The following is a 19,507-nucleotide window of genomic DNA, read 5'->3' as shown; positions in this document are numbered from 1 at the left end:
AGTATAATGGTTATAGGCTGCTTTTATAGTATGTACTTTTTGCCTTGATGCGAAAAGTACCAAAAATTCCGATTGCTATCGGGACAAGGCCAACCCGAACCCTCCGGGCTCCCGATAGCTATCGGGATGGCCGTGCCTGCGCCTCCCTCTGTGTGGCGGGTTGACTGAACGTGGTGGTTTTTTTGAGGTTGGTAGGTTGGTAGGTTGGTAAGTGTGAGGGCTGGCCTGGTATTATACCCGGTATGACCAACACGCTGCGAGGGCGAAGATGGATGGTTTGATGGTACGAGCCAAGGCGTTGCATGGGTTAGCATGTACTTTTTGCCTTGATGCAAAAAGTACCAAAAAAATCAAGGCAAACCCGATGGCTCCGCCCGTTTTGCCGTGCCAGCACCTCCCTTTGTGTAGCGGGTTGACTTTTGTGGTAGTTGGTGATTTTTTGGGTTGATAAGTTTGGAGATTGGTAAGTTGGTAGGTGAATGGGCTGGCGTGGCATTATACCTGGTATGACCAAAACGTAGCCTGGGCAAAGCTGGAGCTGGCTGCTCATACTGCCCAGATTGGCCTGTGGGCAGAGAAACAACCAGTTGCACCGTGGGAGTGGCGGTAAATGCAGTAATGTAATGGTTATGGGATATTGTTGCTGTATTTGGCGCCTGTTTCGTGAGCCACGAACCAAGGCGGAGCTTATGCTGAGAATTGATTTTTACTAAGGAGTTTCCCAGCTTTTCAGCCGGTTTTCTATTTCCTCTTTCAGCCGGGGATTGTTTTGGAAAGTGTTGTTGATACAACAGAGGCGTTGAAGTGCAGCAATAGCTGCCTTTTTTGTGATTAGCTGATGCAATAGCATTTGGTCGAACAGCCATAGCATGCCATGGTATTCGATAGCTTGCCTGCCTGCATGATAGCGCACCTTTGCATCGCTGGTGAGTACCATGCCGCCGGTTTTTGAGGCCAGATAGAGCACCGTTTTGTCATTAAATGTTAGTCCATCTGGCAAAGGCAAGGCCTGAATGGATGACATGTCTTCTAAGGTTAATGCATGAATGAACAATCGTTGGCTGGATACAAATGTCCTTAAGATTTCTTGTTGCTCCGCATACAGCTCTGCAAATACGGCATCGCTGGTATGAATATCAATAGGTAGTTGGAATAACTGATGTGTGAGTGAGAGGTCGTGCAGGTCTATAAAAATACATGCATCGGTGAGTGCTATATTCATTCTACCATTTGTAACTGTTTTCTGAATGCGAGTAAAGACTGGTTATTCAATACGGCTGCTTTGTCTATTGAAATTATTTCTTCAGCCAACGCCCGCATCAATAACTGATTGAAGCGGGTAGCCTTTTCTTCACCGGTGTAAGGTGCCGGTTCAGTTTGGCGCCAGCCATGCTGATAAAACATAAATATAAACTGTTTCAGGTAACTGTCGGTAATGATGCCCAAATCGTTGGCACGGAAGGCGAGGGCCTGCATGGATATGCCGTACTGCTTTTTCAGATCGGCCAGTTCTTGCAGGTGCAGGCGATTGCGTTTGGCTCCGAATTCCATTTTGGCAGTAGACTCAGGCAATAACATAGCTGCTGCAAAGCGGTTGCACATCCGTTCTCTTTCTTTTTCGGGCAAATGGTTGATGGGCAGTAAGAGGTGGCCTAATTCGTGTAAGGCGGTAAAACGAAGCCGGTCGGGGCTATTGAGGCGCACACTATTCAGGGCAATGACTGCAATTTGCTGGTCATTCACCCAGGCTTTCATACCATCGAAGCTGTCCTCGGATTGGAGGAGTATCATTTTTACATGCTGGTCTTCCAATAGTTCGAGCACATTGTATAATGGGCCGGTACCCCAATTCCATTGGGTTCTAACGTGGTTGGCTGCAACTTCCACCTCTGCCAGCTCGTTGATTTCCGGAAAGTTGGCTAAGGGATTGATGAAAGGAGTATTCAGGCCTAATAAGGACTCCAGTTCGAGATAGCGGGACACCGCAAACCGGGTAATGGCAGTGATGCGTTCCTGCTCTTTTACCGGCAGCTTGCTGAGCTTCCTGTACTCCGGAGTGCTGAGCTCTACGGTGTGGCGTTGGAAAAAGAAATCGAGGCGTACACCCAGCACCCTACTGAGCTGCAGCAGCATTTGGGTATCGGGTATGGCTTCGCCTTTTTCGTATTTGTGGAGTGCCTGCTTTGAGATGCTGATTTGTTCGGCTTGGAGTTTATTGGCCAGATCTTGTAAAGAAAACCCATTGAGCATACGGGCTTCTTTGAAGCGCTGTGAAAATGGGGCTGACATAATGCGAGAATTGTTGTGCAAAGGTAAGGGTAAGTTGACAAATTTCGATTCACGTTTATTCCACTTCAGTATTTATGTCAGTTTTTACTAGGGTATGGATGGGAGTAGGTTGACAAAAGTTGTATATTTGACTGTCTGTCAGAATTATGGTTGTCTACTTACGGGTTGCTAATGAAATGTTAAGCCAATGTGGCAGGTTACAGTTATTGGCCCGTGATTTGGAGGGTGATTCTGAAAAAAAGAAGAAGCCCCCACTGGTTGGTCGAGAACCGGCGAGGGCGAAGGGAAGATTTATAGCATGCTAGAAACTTCCCGGAATCGGTATGAACACCGGTGCCAAAAATAAGGGAAACCCCTAAACCCCTTACGATTTGTATCCGGGGCCATTGCGGCCCATCGATTTCCTTCACAGCATGTATGACGGCTAGAATGCCCGCTACTCCGCAAAATATTGTGGGCAATTATTGTATTCACCCATTTAAATGAAAAACAATGGGATAGTATCAACTCTAACACCAAATACCCCGGCGCTGTACGGATGGTTAAAAGGGGGACTAAGAAAGTCACCAAAGTAAACGAAACGCAAAAGGGGCTAATGATATAGCCACTGTGTTTACAATACTTCGCAAATCAAAAGTTGTAATTCAGTATAGAGGTGGTGAGATATCATATCAAGGCTCTAACAGAAATGAACTAGTAACACATAAATAAAAATAAAATAATGGCAAAAGAGCATGTCAGTCACTCAGATATTGCAGAGTATGCAAAAGAAAAGGTGAATTTACCGAAGGACAAAGCCGATGAATATAGAGCCCAAGTGCAACGGTTAAGAGAGAAACTTGAGGGTTACATATCGGAGTATCCTGATTTTACTTTAAAGAAAATGATTTTATCGGGGAGCCTTGCAAAGGGAACTGCTTTAAAATCATTAAATGATATTGATGTTGCTTGTTACGTAAGCGGAGCCGAGGCACCAAAGGATGTTAAGGCTCTTATTGAGTACTTGGCAGAACGTTTACGCAAGGCATTTCCTAATTTTAAACCGGAACAGGTAAAACCTAAAACATATAGTGTAACAGTTTCATTTATTGGCAGTGGCCTCGATGTTGATGTTGTGCCTATTTTATACAGCGGGGATCCAAATTGGTACGGTGATTTAGTTAGCCAGGATGATGGTTCGTTTTTGAAAACTTGTATCCCGAGACATATTGAGTTTATCGGCAAAAGAAAGAAAAAACAAGAAGTCCACTTTTCACAGGTTATACGTTTAGCCAAACAGTGGGTATATTTTCTCAAAAGCGAGAATGAAAATTTTCGATTTAAGTCATTCATGGTTGAATTAATTATGTCGAAATTATTGGATAGCGGTAAAGATTTTTCAGATTATCCTGAAGCACTTCAGGAGTTTTTTACCTACTTAGCTAAAAGTGATTTGAAAGAACTAATTGCTTTTAATGATTATTACCCGTTATCAAGTATTGGTTCTCATTCCAGTCCTGTAAAAATTATAGATCCGGTTAACGCTGAGAACAATGCTGCTAAACAATATAATATTCAGCAAGCAAAAGCTATTGTTGAAGCAGCAATTGATGCAGGAGATGCAATTGACGCAGCTATGGCTGCTCCTACAAAAAAAGAAACAGTTTATTATTGGCAAAAAGTTTTTGGCCCTTCATTTCAAATTTAATTATCATGAGTTATAGTTATACTGTTTCACAATCATTTACCGAAACGCATGCAAAGCACATTGCATCAAAAGTTGCTACTGATTTAAAAAGAGTGCAAAGATTTTATGGTCAGCCCAGTGACTATGATATCAGTTCATATGAAAGCGAGTTAATTGAATTACTGAAGAAAGGATACCTGGGAACTGTTACTTACGGATACAAGAAGAACGACAATTGGATTACCCCTACTCTGCGATATACAGCTAAAGAATTATATGGAATGAGTTCTTCAGATGATGATCCAGGAAGAATACCTGCAAACGCAAATATTGAAGGGGCTTCATTCCATTCTTTTTTAACATACAGCTTGGCTTGGGATGGTTTATCCCAAGCTGAAAAAGATGCTTTTAAAAGAACTCTTCCTTTTCAACGAGTGTATGCTTCTGAACCTGGTATATCCGGGTATATGAGTGTAGACAAATCTTATTCTGCTGGCGGCAAATCATTAGATCGTTCAATTTTAAAAAGTTACTAAATGGAAAATTTGAAACCCAGTGCTGAGGAATTATTTGAGCAAGCGTATACTTATCCTGATACAGATATGAAAGAGAGATATTCTATGCTTATCGGTCTTGATGAGCAAAAGAATAAGTTGAAAAAAATATTAGGTCTCCTTGTCAATCCGACAGGAATTGAAGAGTGGGCCAAAAAACACCATCCTTCTGCAAAGAAAATCATCCATACTGTACTTAGGAGACCACCCCTAATTGTATTAGCGGGTGACGTAGGTGCTGGTAAAACTGAATTAGCATTAACCATAGGTGATGAAGTCGCAAGACAGGAAAAAATAAATATTACACTTTTACCAATAAGCCTGTCAGCCCGAGGTAATGGCCGTGTTGGACAAATGACGCAGTTAATAAGTACGGCATTTGAATATACAATTGAAAAAGCTAAAAAAATAAAAGGCCAATCTGGGGCTGCAAGAGGAGCCGTTATTTTATTGGTTGACGAGGCTGATGCGCTTGCACAATCCAGAGAAAATACACAAATGCATCATGAGGACAAAGCAGGAGTAAATGCTTTCATCCGGGGTATTGATAATCTTGGAAATGGTAAACTGCCAGCTGCAGTCCTAATGTGTACTAATAGAATAGGCTCTCTTGATCCTGCAATCAAAAGAAGGTCTGCAGAAGTTCTTTACTTTAACAGACCAAGTAAAGACCAAAGGCTAAATGTATTAAACGGACCATTACAAGAGTTGGGGTTTAATCTAAAAGACGTTGAAGAGATTGTGGAAATGACTGGAGAAAGCAAAGAGTTTGAATACGGTTTTACCTTTTCTGATTTAACACAAAGACTTATACCTTCTATCATTCTGGATGCATATCCTGATAAAAATGTGACCCCAACAAGGGCAAAGGAAATTGCAAAAGGCATTATACCTACTTCACCATTTAAAGAGTATTAATTATGGCAGATTGGTCATTAAAAACATTGCTTGAGGGCCTTCATGACGTTATCCATCAAAAATTGGAGACAGCTCGTAAAACAATTGTACACCCTGGATCGAAAGGCGATGCCAGTGAAAAAATATGGCTTGAAATGCTCCAGACTTATTTACCTAAAAGGTATCAAGCAGAAAAAGCCTTTGTTGTAGATAGTAATGGTGTTTTTAGCCAACAGATGGATGTAGTTGTTTTTGACAGGCAATACTCACCTTTTATTTTTGATTATGAAGGGCAGAAGATTGTACCTGCTGAGAGTGTATATGCTGTATTTGAAGCAAAACAGGCAATTAATGCAGACTATGTAAAGTATGCACAAGAGAAAGTGCAGAGTGTGAGGAATTTGCATCGCACTAGCTTGCCAATACCACATGCAGGTGGTGTTTATCCTGCCAAGCCGCCAGTGAAAATTGTAGGAGGAATTTTGACACTTGAAAGTGATTGGACACCAGCGTTCGGAAAATCTTTAGAAGATGTTTTGAAATTTGATTTAGGATGTTTGGATATTGGTTGTGTCGCTGCACACGGATACTTTTTATTTGATCTTCCTTTAAAACAATATCAGTTTTTTAATGGAGGCAAACCTGCAACAGCATTCCTGTTTCAACTTATATCTCAGCTACAATATAGTGGAACAGTTCCGATGATTGATGTGCTTTCATATTTCAAATGGTTGAATAAATAACATAATGGATAAAGCAAGTAGATATGCAGTAAAGGTGGCTTGTATTGCGGGAATCGGAAATGCATTACTAAATTTAATTCACCAATTAAATGAAATGGATAAAACTCAAGAACAGAAGTTTGATTGGGAAAGATTATTTTATGAAGGGTGTAAAGGTGCATTTGTCGGAGCAATTGCTGGATATATATATGGGTCAATCGTTGATTATGAAAATTCACTGGAGAAACCGATAAATACAGACGCATATTTGCAAGCACTTGCATCAAAAGTTAAGTTGAAAAAATCAGATAAAAAGCATCTACTTTTAAGTGAAAAAGCAAATATTCTCGTATCGGTTCTAAAAAATAACTTTGCAGATAAATTGAATGGGGAGCCAGTTCGTATAGGTTCAACCGAAAAAGGAACCGCAATAAAGGATAAATTTGATATAGATGTTTGCTTTGCATTCAAGTCTAAAAGCTTCAGTTCAACAAGAGAAATGTTTGAAAACGTTTTAGGATTTTTAGTAAGTCTAAAAGGGCAATACTCTATTGCCGATGTTAGAGATCAAAAAAAATCTATAGGTGTATATATTAAAGTTGGAATTAATGAATGCAGAGTTGACATTGTTCCATATAAACTTACTGATTCAAAAAAAAATAGCAGTTCCGGTTATTTATTTGTTAATGATAATTCTTTTTTCTCTGATAACTCTAGCTATACTAAGACAGATATTGGTCTGCTGAAGAAGAGCCTATTAACTGAGACGCAAAAGCAGATAGTTATAGTTCTTAAGCAATGGAAGAAAAGAAATGGTCTGCCTTTAAGTTCCTATTTGTTGGAGAATTTAGTTTTGGATGCATATCGATGCAACTACAATCGAATTTCCCAGACGTTTACACAGCAAGTAATTATGGTAATAAATCATATTGCTAGTTACCTTGACGTTATTGTTATAAGAAGTGTAGAAAATTCCAATAATATTCTAACTAACATTTCTGAGAAAAGCAAAAGTGAAATTATATATGCCTGCAAAGAAGTGATAAAAAAATATGAATATCAGCCAAATTCAGTTTTAAAAGAATTTTACTAAATTTAGTGTCAATTGTGGCTGTTTGGTGCGTTAATCAAGAAAGTATATTTGGGATTACACAGAAATATTGCTCTAAACGTGGGGTCGATTGCCCTGATTTGCAGTAATGCCCTTTTTGGCCCGCTAGCCGGTAAACTGGTAGGTTGTTAGGTTGATAAGTTGGCAGGTTGGTAGGGTTTGGCAAATTGCCGTTATGATAACCGGTATTATCAATATGCTGCTTGTGGAAGGCCGATGTCTTTTCGTAAACGAAATGAGGGACTTGATGCACATTTATTTTTCTGACCCTGTAGAAAAAGGAAGTACGGATACGGCTGCATGGGATTGATTGCCCGGAGAAGGGGCAGCCGTTTGGGCAGGTGGCGAAGCAATTTGCCAATAAAGCCATTTATGGTAAGACCGTGAAGGTGGATAGTACTGATACCGACCGGTACGGCCGGACGATTGGCATTGTGTGGTACGATGAGCCGACGCAAAACCTGAATGAAGCTTTCTGTTTCGCCGTGGGAGTGGCGGTATATGCAGTAATGGTTCTGGGTTTTTTTGCAGCTGTATGAGGGTCACGTTTCGTGAGCCATGAACCAAGGCTGAGTATAATTTGGAAAAAAAATTAAGAAAGTAACTTTTTTCAGACAAAATCACCGATTTTCAGCAAAGTTTCTCCTGGAACAACCTCGAACCGGGAGCGTGATGATTACAAATTGGACCCATTTTGGGACCCCTGTTCGGTATTGTTCGAAAGAGATGCCTCTTTTTCATAATAAATCAAACCGAACACAATGGAAAGGTATTTAAACAGAGGTGGGAACTCCGGCGTCGCCGGTTACAGTATCACAGCCGACAGTATCACAGTTTACTTCAATGATGGCGGGCAGTATTTGTACAACTACACCTATACAGGCCAACGTGATGTTGAGCACATGAAAGCACTAGCAGTTTCTGGAAGGGGATTAAACAGCTATATCAGTTCTGTGGTAAAAAAAAGGTATGCACGGAAAATCAGATAAAACTATGCTACCAAAAAAACTAACCTTCACAGCTATCGATTTTGAAACTGCCAACTGGCAAAAGACTAGCGCATGCCAGCTTGGACTTACTATTGTAGAAGAAGGGATCATCAAAGAAACGCTCAGTTACCTTATTAAACCCGAACCATTCTTTTTTGCCCCCAGGCATATTGCCATCCATGGTATAACCCAAGATCAGGTTCTGAACCAAAAGACTTTCGTTGAGCTTTGGCCGGAAATACAGCTACATATCGATCATAAAATACTGGTGGCACATAACATGCCATTCGATAAGTCGGTGCTACTGAGCTTATTTGAGAATTACCAAATAGAAAACAAAGTGGTCGATTATTTTTGCACCCTATATATGAGTAGACTTTACCTGCATCACCTGCCGGATCATCGTCTTCCTACGATTGTCGAACACTTGTTTAACGAAGAAATCCAACACCATAATGCTTTCGACGATGCACTTGCATCTGCTAGAATAGCTATTGAGTTAAGCAGCAGAGAGGGGGTACCCGATTTTAATGCTATGACTGCTGCATTCTACGAGCTGCCAAGGTCTGAACGCAGGGTATATAAGAAAGAACCTCCCATCACCAGTTTTGTACAGGAAGAGGCATACAATGGATGCAATCAGCTTTCAGGAGAGGAGTTTTGCTTCACAGGCGATATCACTGGATTTACTAGAGCCGATGCCTGGCAATATGTAGTCAATCACGGAGGTAGAATAAATAATAGCATGAGCAACAGAACCACAGTGCTGGTCGTAGGAGGATACAATGGTGATTTTATAGATGGTCAGATAAGTTCTAAGCATAAAAAAGCTAATGAAATGCTGCAGCTCGGGAAAAAAATACGCATCATAAGTGATGAAGATTTTTTAGAAATGACCAGAAATATTGTATAAAAAAAGGATAATGCTTATACCTTTTAATTCGATTTTAATCGACGATTTCCATGGCACGCCAACGCAAACCATATAACTCAAACACAGCCTTCGGCCGCAAAAAAATTAGGGAAGAATTTGAAGTGCGCCGATTAGAAATGACACCTGCAGAAAGAAGCAGTAATGATTTTTGGAGTACAGTTATGGTACTGGTACTCATCGTCATGATAGCTGGTTGCGCATACTGCGCCGGCGGCTCCAAAGGAATGCTCAAAGCACTATCACATTAAAACAATTCAATGCCACTCATTACAGCAGAGCAGAAAGATGTTTTCATTAAAGTAATCGCTGATAATTCTGCGCTTTACCATTTATCCAGCGTGGATTTAGTCACATTGAAAAAATACACTGGATTCAATGAAGATGCTTCTCGAGCTATGCTGGAGTATATGCAGGAAAGGGGATTGATATCTGACTACAACGATTACCGGGTGGAGCTCGCTTATGTTGTAAAAATCGACTTACATGACTTTATACAGTCCGGTGGTTTTACTATGCGTGAAGTACTGTACGATGTACAGTTGAAAAGAATGCAGCTTGAGATAGATAAATTACTTCTGGACCTAAAGCCCGATCACCTGGACACAGCAAACAAAATCGCCGGGGTCGTATCCGGAACCATGTCAGTTTTTCAAGCCTACCTTGCTGGTAGATAACTTTGCTCCACCAATCAATTAAGCGAGCTAAAACTATCCGTCATCCCGATTCCGAGCATCGGGAGAGGGATACTATCATTCAACGACCAAAATCTTTACCTCACTAGTATAAAAAGGGGCTGCCAGGACAGAGGCTTCATCATTCTGTGACTGTTCACTGCTGACAGGAAACATTACATTTACTTTCATGCTCCGCTGCTGGCGAAAGTGTTCCGCCTCTGCGGGTCGCTTTCGCCTTTGTTGGTATTCCTTTCGGAGTCGCCGTTGCGGTTCCCGATAGCTATCGGGATGGCCGTGCCTGCTCTTCCCTCTGTGTTGCGGGTTGACTTGTTGTGGTAGTTTTTTTGGGGTTGGTAGGTTGGTAGGTGTGTGGGAGTGGCCTGGCATTATACCCGGTATGACCAACACGCTGCATGGGCGAAGATGGATGGTTTGATGGTACGAGCCAAGGTGTTGCATGGGTTAGCATGTACTTTTTGCCTTGATGCAAAAAGTACCAAAAATCCCGATAGCTATCGGGACAAGGCCAACCCGATCCCTCCAGGCTCCCGATTGCTATCGGGATGGCCGTGCCTGCGCCTCCCTCTGTGTGGCGGGCTGACTTGTTGTAGTAGTTTTTTTGAGTTGGTAGGTTGGTAAGTTGGTAAGTGTGAGGGCTGGCGTGGCATTATACCCGGTATGACCAAAACGTAGCCTGGGCGAAGCTGGAGCTGGCTGCCCGTACTGCCCAGATTGGCCTGTGGGCAGATAAACAACCTGTTGCGCCGTGGGAGTGGAGGTATATGCAGTAAATGGTATGGGATGATGCCGCTGTATGAGGTGCTTGTTTCGTGAGCCACGAACCAAGGCACAGCTAAGCTACCAATTATGATGATATTGGAATTGGGACCGCTATCAGCATTTCGACAGGAGTATAAATGTCTACTTCCTTTACAGGAGTTTCAATTGAGATAATCAAACTATACCGAACTGATGTATTGTAGCGGTTCAATCTTTTGCGTGTACGGTACCAACCTGCCTTGGGAAAGATGGCTAAATAATGCCGGTCTGCCAATTCAGCACCGCTTACCGTGAGCATGTCTTTTTTGATAGATCCTTTGTTCCGGACCCTTTCTTTAATGAACCAGTCTTCACCTTTCTTATTGGCTGGCATGATTTCTTCTAGTTCATCCTCCTCTTCTAGCACGGATGCTGCCGATACTCTTCTTTGAAAATGATCAAGCGATTCTCCTGGTTTTATGAGCTTAAAGTCGAGACTGTGTGAGTGATAGGAGAAAGACCTCGCATATTGCCGGTTGCCCGGGTTGGGTTCAATAAAATAGGAGAGCGTAATGGTAATGGTTGCATTCTTTTCTGCCACTTCATGCAGCAGCACTGCTCTTGGCCAAGGTAGCTCATACAGGTGATATTCATTGTAGCGTACATTGCTTTTTCCCAGTTTGTATGGAATGATGTGTTCCTGAGCGATAAGCGTCAGAGAATTGTTAGCACTGCTAACGGCTTTCGAAATATTTGGCACACCATATCCTACCGATCGAATCAATGATCTTCGTTCATTTTCTGACAAGGTATGAATGGCCTTCCCGGCCAACATGGCTGGTGTCCATTCGGCACTATGAATGAGCAGACCTCTTATGGTCTCTGGCCATAAGTCAGGATACTGGTGCTGTAGCATAGACGCCATGTTTGCCACCATGGCAGAGGCTCCACTGGTGCCACCAAATGGAATGAAAATATTTCGGTTGAAATTCTTATCTATTGAAAGTGGGTTTAGTTGATCGTTGTGTAGTAAGTCGTTGCCATCTATTTCCTGGTTTCCCCCTTCCATTACAATGTCCGGCTTGTTGGGCCACTGGCCTTCCCATGCAGCTGAAGTGCTGTTAAATGGCGACATGCCGCCATAGGGTGCAATGGCAGCGTTAGCGCTGTTGCTCATTTTGTCCTTTTGGGTAAATGCGCCAACGGTGATAGCGTTGTAAGCCTGGCCGGGGTCTTTTACTGAAGAAATGAAATTATTGTTGGGGTATTGTTGGGGATGATTGAGCCAAACATTTCCACCGCTCACGATAAATAGCTTTTTCGGATCGCCTTCATAACTGCCACCAAAACACAATTTGTCAATAGCTGCGGCGCTGGATGTGGGTCGGCCTCCATTGTCCAAATCTTCATTAGTTATTGCCAGGCAATAGACTCTTTGATTATTTGGCCTTTCGGATAGCACTGTATTGCACCCGTCCCGATAAATGATACCATACAACTTGGCGTCATTGGCTGTGCCAGGCCGCACAATTTTAAATGACTCCACACCATGCACGATGCTGATGCGTGCCGGACTTGCCAAAGCCTCGGTCAGGTCGCCATAAAAGGCAAGGCCTGCCATACCCGTACCATGTCCACCTCTTTCCCATGAATCAGCCACACCCCAATCAGGATTCCAGGTATGTAAGTGATCTCCGGGTATCAATGGCTGTAGCAAGGGGTGCATATGATTGACGCCTGAATCCAATAGGCAGACCAGCACTTTGTCAGGGTCTCCATTTACATCAGTCCGTCTTATTAAGTCATCCAGCCATTCCTGCTTTTCGGTAAAGGTTACAGACCTGTCGGTGATGAAATCATTCAGCTGCTGTGGTTTGCGCAGTTCTGATAAGGAGTCCAGCAGGAACAAGGATCCGCTAAGCTGCCTCGCACTGGCTTTTACCAACTGCACTATATGCTCGGGAAACTCAAGTGCGCCTACTCCTAAGTCTGCTCCAGCTAACTGCAGTTGTGTTCGTAGCGTGTCTGCGTTATATGCCTGTTTGTGGAACCATACTTCCCACCAAACTACTTCGTCTTCGGTTGGAAAGGGTGCTTTTTTTGAACTTTCAGCCCAGAAAGCCGCCAGGGTGGCTAACTGAATGTCTTCAATATTGGCGATTAAGTCATTGGATGCCGGCTTGCCAGTATCCTCTCCTCTATAGCGTCCGTTTCGCTCCAAATACCTTGTTACCTGCGTAATGAAATGGGAGATGCCACCTTTCTTAAGCATTAGCAACGACCGATAGCGAAAGTTTGTTTTTGGATCATCGTTGCCATTCTGGGCCTCCCTTTTTGTGGACAGTAGCAGATAATGTGGGTCCTCCACAGTATGGATAAGGCGCTCAAAGTTTAGTTCATACCCCCAAGGAGAAACAAACTCCACATAAACTACCTCATCCCAACGGATACCATTATCCACCAGCTCATTTCGGGTGGCTTCGTCTTGTTCAAAACGATTGAGTACCTGTTGCATTTGCTGCAGCAATCGTTGGCCATGCTGCTGCCGATTGCGTACCATTACCTTAAAAGTAGAACCTGTAGGTCGAGGGTACTTGTATTCCTGAGACTGCTGAAAACGTTGGGGGAGAATGAGGTGTGGTTTCTGAAAAGAGTGGGCCATAGTTTATTGTCTTTTCTGTAATGCCTGTGTGAGGTGCGCCGTTGATATGGCGGGCAGTTCTTCAATTATCATTTCTTTGATGCCTTCTTCGCAAGCCTGTACAATTTGTGCGTGGTTAAGGCCTGTGGCCAGCCTGGCTATATCATGCAGGTCAAACCTGGCTTCTTTGGCGAAACCCTGCAGGGAGCGGCTGATCAGATTTTCAATTTCTTCGGTATCTGGTAGAGGATAAGCAATCACTTCATCAAAGCGGCGGAATAAAGCTTTATCCAGCATGTCGGGCAGGTTTGTAGCTGCAATGATGATGCTGTTGCTTTGGTCCTTCTCAATGTGGATAAGGAAGCTGTTGAGGATGCGTTTGATTTCGCCGACATCCTGCCCTTTATCGCGGTGGCTACCAATGGAGTCGAACTCATCGAAGAGGTAAACGCCACGATTATCTACCATGGCTTCAAAAATGAGGCGCAGCTTGGCAATGGATTCGCCCATGAATTTGGAAACGATACCATCGAGGCGCACAATGAATACTGGAATGCCCAGTTCACCCGCCAATGCCTGTGCTGTCATGGTTTTGCCTGTGCCGGGCGGGCCCACCAGTAGCAGCTTGCGCTTGGGCTGTAAATTGAATTGCTGCAGTTTCTCCCAATGCTTTTGCTCCTTCACCAGCTTTTGCAGCGATTGCGCAACAGGCTTGCTCAACACCATTTCTTTGAGGCGCACCTGAGGGTAGAACACATCTATTAAATCTTTCAGTTCCCGTTTGGGCTGCAGAATTGGTATGGTCTTGGCCCTGTCGGCATAAGCAACCGACCTGTAGGCTTTCGCCTTTTCAATCAGCAATTTCAGCTCATGTGCCAGGTTTGTATGCCCTTTGCGGGCTTCCATGGCAGCAATTTGCAAGGCCGATGAAAAGAAACGTTCTTCATCGCCTTCGCCAAAATAGCGGATCATGCTCTTGATTTGGTCAGATGCTGCCATACTGCGAATCTAAAAACTTGTAGGGTATAAATAATTATCAAGAATTGCCCAGATGTTAATTTCAATCATTTTCATTTATTGAAAGAGGGTAATTACGAATGATTGAGGCAGAAGATGGAAGTACGGATACGGCTGCATGGGATTGATTGCCCGGAGGGTAATATGTACTTTTTGCCTTGATGCAAAAAGTACCAAAAAAATCAAGGCAAACCCGATGGCTCCGCCCGTTTTGCCTTGCCTGCTCCTCCCTCTGTGTGGCGGGTTGACTTTTGTGATTGAGGCTGCTTTTTTGAGGTTGATAAGTTTGGAGATTGGTAAGTTGGTAGGTGTGTGGGAATGGCCTGGCATTATACCCGTTATGACCAAAACGTAGCCTGGGCGAAACTGGAGCTGGCTGCCCGTACTGCCTGGGTTGGCCTGTGGGCAGATAAACAACCTGTTGCGCCTTGGGAGTGGCGGTATATGCAGAAAGGGGATGGGATGATGCAGCTGTATTAGGGCCTTGTTTCGTGAGCCACGAAACAAGGCGATGGGATTAAAGTTAGCTTAATACTAAGTGAGTTGTCACGTTGTTAAGTAGTTAAGCAATCGTTTTTGATATAGATTCACCATAAAGTTAGCTTTTCTGCATATTTTTTTGCTAAAAAGTATAATGCACTGATTATCAATTTGAAAAAAACATGTAACCAATCTGCATTATTATATTTAATAGGACTAATGAGATATCAATCAATAATTCAATTAATTGAGATAAAAGACCCAAAAGGCTTAGAAGAATTATATCAAGCCTATGGAAGTAGATTTTATGCCTATGCGGTTCAACGGTGGCATTTAACAGAAGATGAAGCTTGGGACGTAGTTTATAAAACATTAGAAACGCTGGTATTAAAGCTTTCCAATTATCAATTTCAATCCCAGGCTCTTTTTGAAGGTTTTTTATTCAAGGTGTTAGTCAATTTTTTAAGGCAACATTTTAGGAGTAAGAGGAATAGTCATCAGGGTGAAATAGATTTTGTGGATTTGAATAATGAAAGAGAAATGCCTTACCAGATAAGTAAACAAATCAGCAAATCTGCTTTTTCTGATTATTATAAAACCGAAACAGTAGAGAATCCGGCACTCGTAATGTTAAATGAGGCATTAAGCAAATTGGAACCACATGAAAAAGATATTTTATTGTTGAGAGCACAGAATTACACTTACGATGAAATAGCCGACTTATTAGGTATTGATAACAACCAATTAAAAGTAAAGCATCATAGAGCAAAACAAAAATTACTTAATCTGATTAACGAATCACAAAACAAATAAAATGGACGCTCCCAAAAAAATAGATACTCTTGATGAAGCACTAAGAGTGATTTTCTTAGAGAGTGCCAAAGACACAGATGCAGCTGGCGTTGGAGTGCAAATATTACTATCTTCTCCGGTATCTGTAAATATGAGTGATGAAAAAAAAGCACTCATCATTCAACAATTGAATGCTGTTATTACCTCTTTATCATTTGGACAGCTATTGCAGCTGGCAATGCAAAATCTGAATACAACAGATGAAGTGGTTGCTGAAAAATCTAAGCTTCCCATTACTGTAATAGCAGATTTGAAAAACGATAGCATCTATACAAACAATGTTCCAATAGTTCTTTTCAAAGGCTTGCTTACAAATTTGAATCTTTCTTTTAAGCCCGTTGAAGAAGCTATCCGTAAAACATTTGAGATGTTGCAAAGCCAAGTTGGAATAAAGAGCAATAATTTTTCCGGCTTCAGTCCTGCTTTTCGAAAGGGATATTATACATCAAGAGAATTACTTTCAAAAAATGCTCCGAATACAGATGGTAAAGAGTTATTTGAGAATAAAGAAGCCCTTGATAAATACCTGGCAAGATTAAATGAACTGATGAATAACTAAAATGATGACAGAAAAAGTAAGTTGGTCATATTCTACAGTAAATACGCTACGGCAATGTAATAGAAAATATTACTTCGGGAGCGTACTGGCAAACTTTGGGCGTAAAGACCTTTTAAGAAGGAAAGCATATGAATTGAAGAAAATGCAAAACCTGGTAATGTGGAAAGGAACAGTAGTAGATAAGTTTATGGAAACAACAGTAATTCCTGCAATCATTGAAAAAAAAGAACTTGATTTCAACAGGTTAGGTGACGAAGCTGTGGCCTTGGCGAAAAATCAATTTGATTTTTCAAAATTTCAGATTTATACCGACCCTACTGTTACTAAAACAGAAGCAGCTAATGAGTTTTGTATCTTGGATATTCATGAGATAGGGAAAATTTATACTGAAGAAGAATTGGCACAAACATATTCGCTGATAAGAGATGCTGTATTGAATATACCAACCATCAAAATGCCTGATGGCAAATTGCTGATAGATTTTTTGAAAGAGTGTAATCTATTGTTGCCTAACGTAAGTAACTGGCAGGTTGAAGTTGAGAAGGCGAGAGTAAAACCCCAGATGGACTTAATTGCTTACCATAACTGGAAACCAGTAGTGATTGATTGGAAGCTTTCCGAAAGTTATGCCGCAGATTATTCACGTCAATTAATTATTTGTGGTATTACTGTTTATTTGAAAAGACTGGAAAAAACTGATAAGAAGCCTTATGAGTATGCAGATATAAAACTTTTTGAAGTAAATCTTCTCAAAGGAGTGGTTAAGGAGCATGTCTTTTCCGAAGAAAAGATTAACGATATGATTGATTACATCAATCTTACGAGTAAAGATATTGCATTGCTTACAGACACTCCCGATGGGGCGCCTGTAGACATTGAAGATTTTGAATTGACAGATAATGAAGGTTCTTGTAAATTTTGCAACTACCGTTCTCTATGTTCATTTTTATTGCTAAACGAAAATCAATACGATGAGAAATCATACTTTGAATTTGTACAAAATAACCAACTTGTCTGATTTGGATTTTTCTTACAAGTTGGTTGAGTTTGACCTGCCTTCTGTGGATGGCAAAGAAGATTTATACAATAAACAGTTGCAAAAAATAGCTCAAAAAGTATCTTCAGTTACCGGAGGTCCTGCTGCTATCTTGAAAAGAGACGGCAAAATGTACATTGCTATTCCTGGGGATAGAAATTTGCGGGAAATGAAGGTTGATGTAACACCTTTCAATATATCGGTAAAGATGCTGGCAGATGTTTATCATATCCAGTCATCGAGTATTACTGCAGACAATATAGATGTAGTGCAGAAATTTCTTGAATTTGAGATACGAAGACAACTGACTAATAATAACCAGCTTTGGAAGCTTAACACAAGCCAGTTCTTTTTGAAGAAACCCGTTTACAGCAGTGAAGAATCAACGATTGAAATTTTCGGAGGGTTTACCTTCAAGCTTGTGAGGCTTTCGGATGGCAATTTCTACATCTGTTTAGATTTAACTTCAAAATATATTGACAAACATTATTTGTCTCATTATGTAAACGAAACGAATGCAAATACAGTTGGAGCAAGGTTTAGGGGCAGGCGTTTCTTATATCTTAATGGGGATGATTGGTACACTACAGAAGTGGTTGGATTTGGAAAGAATATTAAAGAGCATGAGTTTAGCTTCGATGGGAAAACTCATAATGTATTCGACTACATAAGCAATAAAACAAACAACCATCAGTTCAGTGCTGTTTCCTTAGTGAAGCCAACAGATATAACAATGTTGTACAAATATCCTGGCAGGTCTATGGAACCTCATAACGGAGCTTCTTCGTTGGCTAAAATGCTATATAGCACCAATGACAATGAAGTTAAGGCTTTGCACAGGTATTCAATCAAAGACCCTTCAAGAAGATTTGATGCTATAGGGAAGAACATCAACAGGTATTTCCAGAATATCACTTTCAACAGAAAGCCATTGAATATTACTGCCAGTCCAGTTGTTGAACAGGTTAGAAACTTTCCAATGCCTGAACTAAAATACAACAATGATAGAATATTAAAAGTTGGTCATTACTCAACTGGTGCAAGTGCTCCACTAAGAGAATTTGGTTTTGAAAGAAAACAAAATATCATTGAAAACGGGGTATTAAACAAATCGACTTTCGATGAACAATTTTTGATAGTTCCTGATTATCTCAATAAAGAATTGGTAGAGGCTTTTAAGAAAAATGCAGAATGGCAAATCAAAAAATTAGCTCCTGCCTTTGTGAGTTTCAAAGTTATCAGGTATAAAGTAAGAGAAAATCAGGCGGCTACTTATCAGATCCAGGAGATAGAAAAAGTATTGCATCAACAAAATGCTTTAAGTGGATTTGCATTATTCCTACTTCCTGATATCTCTTTCGATTCAAGAAGGCATATAAAAAACTTTCACGACTGCCTGAAAAGTAAATTTTATCCGGGGCTGAAAGTGCAATGTGCTTCTGCATCGAAAATAAAATCATTTTTTATGCCCTTTACTTCTAATAGTAGTAGGGTAATGGAGTACAAAGTGCCGGAAGACAAAAAGCCACGATTCAGGTCTTACCTGTTTAACTTGGTAATGGAGCATTTGATTGTTAACCGGAAATGGGCTTTTGCTTTATCCAAAAACCTTCACTACGATATTTATATTGGAGTGGATGTGCACGAAAGATATGCCGGCTTTACGTTTTTCTTTAAAAATGGAGAACACATCTTTTTCTTTCCTGAACAGGTAGCTAAAAAGAACAAGTCGCAAAGGACGGAAAAACTAAAAGCAGGGCTACTATATAAAATGATTTATGAGAAACTGAAACTATTTATCCCTAAGTATGCAGCCAATCCTAATGGTATAGTTATAGTAAGGGATGGCAGAAGTTTCGGTGAGGAAGAAAAAGCATTAAGTAGTGTTATAGAATCATTGGCAAGTGATGGCATTGTTAGTAAGGCTACTTTGAAATCCGGAGTGATCGATTTGCATAAGCAAAGTGCAGTCCCCCTACGTGTTGCTTCTCAAACAAACAGTTACAATAATTTGGAAAACCCGATAGCCGGAGCATACAAATTGTTTGAAACTACAGAGGGCTTTATTTATAATACAGGTTTTCCATTTCAGATACCTGGCACTGCTAAGCCTTTACACCTGTCATTAAAAGCAGGAGATGTAGAATTTTTAAAAGTCATGGAAGATGTTTTCTGCCAGAGTATGATGGCATTTTCTGCACCCGACAGAAGCAACTCATTGCCTGTTACAATTAAACTGATAGATACCTTACTAGAACCGCTGGCTGCTACCGTTGAAGTCATTGAGGAAGAAGAGGAATTTGAAGAAACAACAATTGATAACTAAT

At 41.2% G+C, this 19,507-nt stretch carries 17 protein-coding genes; 13 read left to right on the top strand and 4 right to left on the bottom strand.

Features of this window, described 5'->3' with window-relative positions:
- Positions 1-709: 709 nt before the first annotated feature.
- Both V7Q13_RS14320 and V7Q13_RS14315 read right to left on the bottom strand, forming a co-directional pair.
- Entirely contained in the window at positions 710-1,222 is a 513-nt protein-coding gene (locus V7Q13_RS14320; protein WP_333801345.1) for a hypothetical protein, read from the bottom strand.
- Positions 1,219-2,289: a helix-turn-helix domain-containing protein gene (locus V7Q13_RS14315; protein WP_333801344.1), complete on the bottom strand. Its 1,071-nt coding sequence runs from the start codon at positions 2,287-2,289 to the stop codon at positions 1,219-1,221. The genes V7Q13_RS14320 and V7Q13_RS14315 overlap by 4 nt, the downstream gene beginning before the upstream one ends.
- 721 nt (positions 2,290-3,010) lie before the next feature.
- Between V7Q13_RS14315 and V7Q13_RS14310 the strand changes: the two genes are divergently transcribed.
- The 9 genes from V7Q13_RS14310 (at position 3,011) to V7Q13_RS14270 (ending at position 9,836) form a co-directional block, all read left to right on the top strand.
- On the top strand, positions 3,011-3,976 hold the full coding sequence (locus V7Q13_RS14310; RefSeq protein ID WP_333801343.1) for a CBASS oligonucleotide cyclase: 966 nt from the start codon (positions 3,011-3,013) through the stop codon (positions 3,974-3,976).
- 5 nt (positions 3,977-3,981) lie between these two features.
- Positions 3,982-4,491, top strand: coding sequence for an HORMA-1 domain-containing protein (locus V7Q13_RS14305; protein WP_333801342.1), 510 nt, complete (start codon positions 3,982-3,984; stop codon positions 4,489-4,491).
- Positions 4,492-5,427, top strand: a complete 936-nt coding sequence (locus tag V7Q13_RS14300; protein ID WP_333801341.1) for an AAA family ATPase — start codon at positions 4,492-4,494, stop codon at positions 5,425-5,427.
- Positions 5,428-5,429: 2 nt separating this feature from the next.
- Complete coding sequence (locus V7Q13_RS14295; RefSeq protein WP_333801340.1) at positions 5,430-6,149, top strand: DUF6602 domain-containing protein; 720 nt, start codon at positions 5,430-5,432, stop codon at positions 6,147-6,149.
- A 4-nt stretch (positions 6,150-6,153) separates the two neighbouring features.
- Positions 6,154-7,221, top strand: coding sequence for a hypothetical protein (locus tag V7Q13_RS14290; RefSeq protein ID WP_333801339.1), 1,068 nt, complete (start codon positions 6,154-6,156; stop codon positions 7,219-7,221).
- A 308-nt stretch (positions 7,222-7,529) separates the two neighbouring features.
- On the top strand, positions 7,530-7,778 hold the full coding sequence (locus tag V7Q13_RS14285) for a thermonuclease family protein (RefSeq protein WP_333801400.1): 249 nt from the start codon (positions 7,530-7,532) through the stop codon (positions 7,776-7,778).
- 430 nt (positions 7,779-8,208) lie between these two features.
- Positions 8,209-9,141, top strand: coding sequence for an exonuclease domain-containing protein (locus V7Q13_RS14280; protein ID WP_333801338.1), 933 nt, complete (start codon positions 8,209-8,211; stop codon positions 9,139-9,141).
- Positions 9,142-9,191: 50 nt separating this feature from the next.
- Positions 9,192-9,410, top strand: a complete 219-nt coding sequence (locus tag V7Q13_RS14275; protein WP_333801337.1) for a hypothetical protein — start codon at positions 9,192-9,194, stop codon at positions 9,408-9,410.
- Positions 9,411-9,419: 9 nt separating this feature from the next.
- Positions 9,420-9,836, top strand: a complete 417-nt coding sequence (locus V7Q13_RS14270) for a hypothetical protein (protein WP_333801336.1) — start codon at positions 9,420-9,422, stop codon at positions 9,834-9,836.
- 865 nt (positions 9,837-10,701) lie between these two features.
- On the opposite strand, the gene V7Q13_RS14265 is transcribed toward V7Q13_RS14270, so the two are convergent.
- Positions 10,702-13,110: a S8 family peptidase gene (locus tag V7Q13_RS14265; protein ID WP_333801335.1), complete on the bottom strand. Its 2,409-nt coding sequence runs from the start codon at positions 13,108-13,110 to the stop codon at positions 10,702-10,704.
- Positions 13,111-13,260: 150 nt separating this feature from the next.
- The gene (locus V7Q13_RS14260; RefSeq protein WP_333801334.1) at positions 13,261-14,235 is read right to left on the bottom strand and encodes an AAA family ATPase; all 975 of its coding nucleotides are present in this window, start codon (positions 14,233-14,235) and stop codon (positions 13,261-13,263) included.
- 717 nt (positions 14,236-14,952) lie between these two features.
- Between V7Q13_RS14260 and V7Q13_RS14255 the strand changes: the two genes are divergently transcribed.
- From V7Q13_RS14255 to V7Q13_RS14240, 4 genes are read left to right on the top strand one after another with little or no spacing between them, the layout of a single operon-like run.
- Complete coding sequence (locus V7Q13_RS14255) at positions 14,953-15,546, top strand: RNA polymerase sigma factor (RefSeq protein WP_333801333.1); 594 nt, start codon at positions 14,953-14,955, stop codon at positions 15,544-15,546.
- 1 nt (position 15,547) lies between these two features.
- The gene (locus tag V7Q13_RS14250) at positions 15,548-16,144 is read left to right on the top strand and encodes a hypothetical protein (RefSeq protein ID WP_333801332.1); all 597 of its coding nucleotides are present in this window, start codon (positions 15,548-15,550) and stop codon (positions 16,142-16,144) included.
- A gap of 1 nt (position 16,145) precedes the next feature.
- Positions 16,146-17,162: a PD-(D/E)XK nuclease family protein gene (locus V7Q13_RS14245; protein WP_333801331.1), complete on the top strand. Its 1,017-nt coding sequence runs from the start codon at positions 16,146-16,148 to the stop codon at positions 17,160-17,162.
- A complete protein-coding gene (locus V7Q13_RS14240) occupies positions 17,116-19,506 on the top strand; it encodes a hypothetical protein (RefSeq protein ID WP_333801330.1) in 2,391 nt (796 codons plus the stop codon). Before V7Q13_RS14245 ends, V7Q13_RS14240 begins: the two co-directional genes overlap by 47 nt.
- The last annotated feature ends 1 nt before the right edge of the window (position 19,507 follow it).

This window comes from Phnomibacter sp. (assembly GCF_036803085.1).
Classification (GTDB): Bacteria; Bacteroidota; Bacteroidia; order Chitinophagales; family Chitinophagaceae; genus Phnomibacter.
The sequence above is the reverse complement of the archived record's forward strand: the minus strand, read 5'-3'. Positions and strand labels throughout refer to the sequence as shown.

Excerpts from the sequence above, each read along its gene's own strand:
- V7Q13_RS14320 (WP_333801345.1), bottom strand. The coding sequence starts at position 1,222 with ATGAATATAGCACTCACCGATGCATGTATTTTTATAGACCTGCACGAC.
- V7Q13_RS14315 (WP_333801344.1), bottom strand. The coding sequence starts at position 2,289 with ATGTCAGCCCCATTTTCACAGCGCTTCAAAGAAGCCCGTATGCTCAAT.
- V7Q13_RS14310 (WP_333801343.1), top strand. The coding sequence starts at position 3,011 with ATGGCAAAAGAGCATGTCAGTCACTCAGATATTGCAGAGTATGCAAAA.
- V7Q13_RS14305 (WP_333801342.1), top strand. The coding sequence starts at position 3,982 with ATGAGTTATAGTTATACTGTTTCACAATCATTTACCGAAACGCATGCA.
- V7Q13_RS14300 (WP_333801341.1), top strand. The coding sequence starts at position 4,492 with ATGGAAAATTTGAAACCCAGTGCTGAGGAATTATTTGAGCAAGCGTAT.
- V7Q13_RS14295 (WP_333801340.1), top strand. The coding sequence starts at position 5,430 with ATGGCAGATTGGTCATTAAAAACATTGCTTGAGGGCCTTCATGACGTT.
- V7Q13_RS14290 (WP_333801339.1), top strand. The coding sequence starts at position 6,154 with ATGGATAAAGCAAGTAGATATGCAGTAAAGGTGGCTTGTATTGCGGGA.
- V7Q13_RS14280 (WP_333801338.1), top strand. The coding sequence starts at position 8,209 with ATGCACGGAAAATCAGATAAAACTATGCTACCAAAAAAACTAACCTTC.
- V7Q13_RS14275 (WP_333801337.1), top strand. The coding sequence starts at position 9,192 with ATGGCACGCCAACGCAAACCATATAACTCAAACACAGCCTTCGGCCGC.
- V7Q13_RS14270 (WP_333801336.1), top strand. The coding sequence starts at position 9,420 with ATGCCACTCATTACAGCAGAGCAGAAAGATGTTTTCATTAAAGTAATC.
- V7Q13_RS14265 (WP_333801335.1), bottom strand. The coding sequence starts at position 13,110 with ATGCAACAGGTACTCAATCGTTTTGAACAAGACGAAGCCACCCGAAAT.
- V7Q13_RS14260 (WP_333801334.1), bottom strand. The coding sequence starts at position 14,235 with ATGGCAGCATCTGACCAAATCAAGAGCATGATCCGCTATTTTGGCGAA.
- V7Q13_RS14255 (WP_333801333.1), top strand. The coding sequence starts at position 14,953 with ATGAGATATCAATCAATAATTCAATTAATTGAGATAAAAGACCCAAAA.
- V7Q13_RS14250 (WP_333801332.1), top strand. The coding sequence starts at position 15,548 with ATGGACGCTCCCAAAAAAATAGATACTCTTGATGAAGCACTAAGAGTG.
- V7Q13_RS14245 (WP_333801331.1), top strand. The coding sequence starts at position 16,146 with ATGATGACAGAAAAAGTAAGTTGGTCATATTCTACAGTAAATACGCTA.
- V7Q13_RS14240 (WP_333801330.1), top strand. The coding sequence starts at position 17,116 with ATGAGAAATCATACTTTGAATTTGTACAAAATAACCAACTTGTCTGAT.